This is a genomic window from Chloroflexota bacterium (assembly GCA_018648225.1).
Taxonomy (GTDB): domain Bacteria; phylum Chloroflexota; class Anaerolineae; order Anaerolineales; family UBA11858; genus NIOZ-UU35.
The window spans coordinates 22,694-25,277 of the sequence record JABGRQ010000202.1; the positions used below are offsets into that span (position 1 = coordinate 22,694).

Sequence of the window (2,584 nt, forward strand, 5' to 3'; positions counted from 1 at the left end):
AGTCTCGGCGAGCGCAAGCTCATTGTGGTGGGCAGTTTGCTCGCGCTGGCGCTGATCCTGCGCTTACTGGCAATTTCTTCGCGCCCTTTTTGGTACGATGAAGCCTTCTCGGCGTTATTCGCGTCGAGTGGCCCGCAAGCCATGCTGGGCGGCACGCTGGATGGACAGGCGGGCAGCGCTGCCGAAGAACACCCCCTTTTGTATTACACTCTGTTGTGGGGTTGGATGCGCGTCCTGGGCGAGTCGCCGGGAGTGGTGCGCGGCCTGTCTGTGCTGGCCGGTTTGGGCGTTGTGACGCTGGCCTATTTGTTGGGACGCAGCCTGTTCGATGATCGCTTCGGCCTACTGGCAGGGGGGATGGTTGCGCTCGCGCCTTTTCAAATTCATTATGCGCAAGAGGTACGTATGTATGCCCTGATGGCTTTCTGGCTACTGGGGGCGACTTATGCTCTCTGGCGGGGGATGCGCACGCGCCTGTGGGGGTGGTGGTTGGTATTCATGCTGTGCGCGGCTCTGGTGCAATACACCCACAATTTGAGCGCTTTCTTTTTGCTGCCATTGGCGTTTACCCCGTTGCTGGCGCGCGATTGGCATTCCTTGCGAGCCACAGCGCTGAGTGGCGTAGGCGCGCTCTTGCTGTATGCCCCCTGGTTGTTGCGTCTACCGGCTCAATTTGCCAAAATTCAGGGCAATTTCTGGACCCCGCGTCCCGACCCCACGCGGCTGATGACAACCTTGTTGAGCTTTATCACCAATCTACCCTTGCCCGGCCTGTGGTTGGGCGTGGGGTTGTTCATTACGCTGATGTTGACGGCCCTTGGGGGCTGGCAAACCTTGCGAGCCTGGCGCGCCCACCGCGAGGGAGTCCGTCGCGGCCTGTGGTTGGGCTATCTGGCCGCTGCCCCGGTGCTCCTACTCTATCTCTTCTCCCAATGGACTCCGGTTTTTGTCGAACGGGCCTTGTTGCCCGCGGGTGTCCTATTTCTGCTGTGGCTGACCTGGGCCTTAACGCGCACAGAATTGCCCGTGCTTGTTCAGCGATTTGCAGCGATGCTGCTTTTATTGGGCTTTGGCCTGGGGATTAGCGTCCACCTCAGCTATGACGGTTTTCCGTATGCCCCCTATGCCGGGTTGGATGCCTCGTTGGCCGAGCGCGTTGCCACGGGTGAGATCGTCCTGCATTCGAATAAGCTGACCTTTTTGCCGATGGTTTATTATGATCGCAGCCTGCCGCAGCGTTTTGTGGCCGATCCACCGGAGAGCGGTTCAGATACCCTCGCCCCCGCAACCCAGGCCGTAATGGGCATTCAGGCAGATGCCGATATAGCCCAGGCCGTAGCTGCCGCGCCGCGCATCTGGTTTATTATTTTTGAACGTGCTATCGATGAGTATCAGGCTGCTGGCGCGGTTGAACATCCCCATCTGGGCTGGTTGGATGCACATTACCGCCGCGAGCGCGTGGAGAATTGGGGAGAGCTTCAGGTGTATATCTATGCCGAAAAATGAGCCACAATCCGCATTCGCAGAATGGCGCTGGGTTTTGGGGATCGCCAGTCTGTTCTTGTTACTCAGTTCGCTGCCCTATTGGGCGGGCTACCGCGCCCAAACGGACGAATTAGTTTTCAGTGGGGCGGTCTTCAACCGTTTGGATGTTGATGCTCACCTGGCGGCGATGCAGCTTGGGGCCGGGGGAGCCTGGCAGCAGCACTTGCGCTTTACGAGCGAGCCACATGAGGGCGCGTATGTCCGTATGGCGTATGTGCTCATGGGGCATACCGCCGACGTATTGGGGTTGGCAATCCCCGCGGCGTTTCAAGTCTTTCGTCTGAGTTTTGGTTTACTGGCCTGCCTGGGGATTTATGCATTGATGGCACAAGCCTTTGACGAATTATTCTGGCGGCGGCTGGCCTTCGTGTGGGCATTAAGCGGCTCCGGGCTGGGCTGGTTGATGATGGCAATTGGCTGGCTGCCACAGCCGGATATTTCGCCGATCGATTTCTGGCTGATCGACCCATACCCGTTTTTTGGCATGTTGATGTTTCCGCACTTTTCATTGGTCACTGCATTGTTGGCTGCCATGCTGGTTGGGTTTTTGAGCTACCTGCGCCGACCGCGCGGCTGGAAGCTAATCCTTGTTGCGGTGGCTGGGGTATTGGCGCAGTTGGCCCAATCCTATGCGCCCTTGCTGGCCGATTTGGGTATGGCAGGCGCGGCTCTGGCCGAATTTTTGCGTCAGCGCAAGATACGCTGGCAAATTATCGGCGCGCTGGCAATCATCGCGCTGACACAGATTCCCATGTCGGTATACGGCGCAATGGTCTTCTGGCGAAATCCACTTTGGGGTGGCTTTATAACCCAGAATATTACCCTTTCGCCGCCGCCAGTATATTATTTTTGGGGTTTTGCGTTGTTGTGGTCTCCGGCCCTTTTGGGGATATGGCGCACACTGCGGAGATTACCTCGCGGTCAACAAGACTTTGAATGGAACGCATCTTTGGCAGCCATTGTCTGGCTGGTGGGTGCGCTGATACTAGTGCATGATCGGGACAGAATGTTTGGATGGTGATAAAATCAAAAGCATGAG

2 protein-coding genes are annotated in these 2,584 nt (G+C 57.4%); both read left to right on the plus strand.

The window, feature by feature from the left end; all coding sequences use genetic code 11:
- The coding region (locus HN413_17530) for a hypothetical protein (protein MBT3392202.1) at positions 1-1,506 on the plus strand (1,506 nt) is incomplete at its 5' end.
- Complete coding sequence (locus HN413_17535; GenBank protein ID MBT3392203.1) at positions 1,493-2,566, plus strand: hypothetical protein; 1,074 nt, start codon at positions 1,493-1,495, stop codon at positions 2,564-2,566. The genes HN413_17530 and HN413_17535, both read left to right, overlap by 14 nt.
- Positions 2,567-2,584 lie beyond the last annotated feature (18 nt).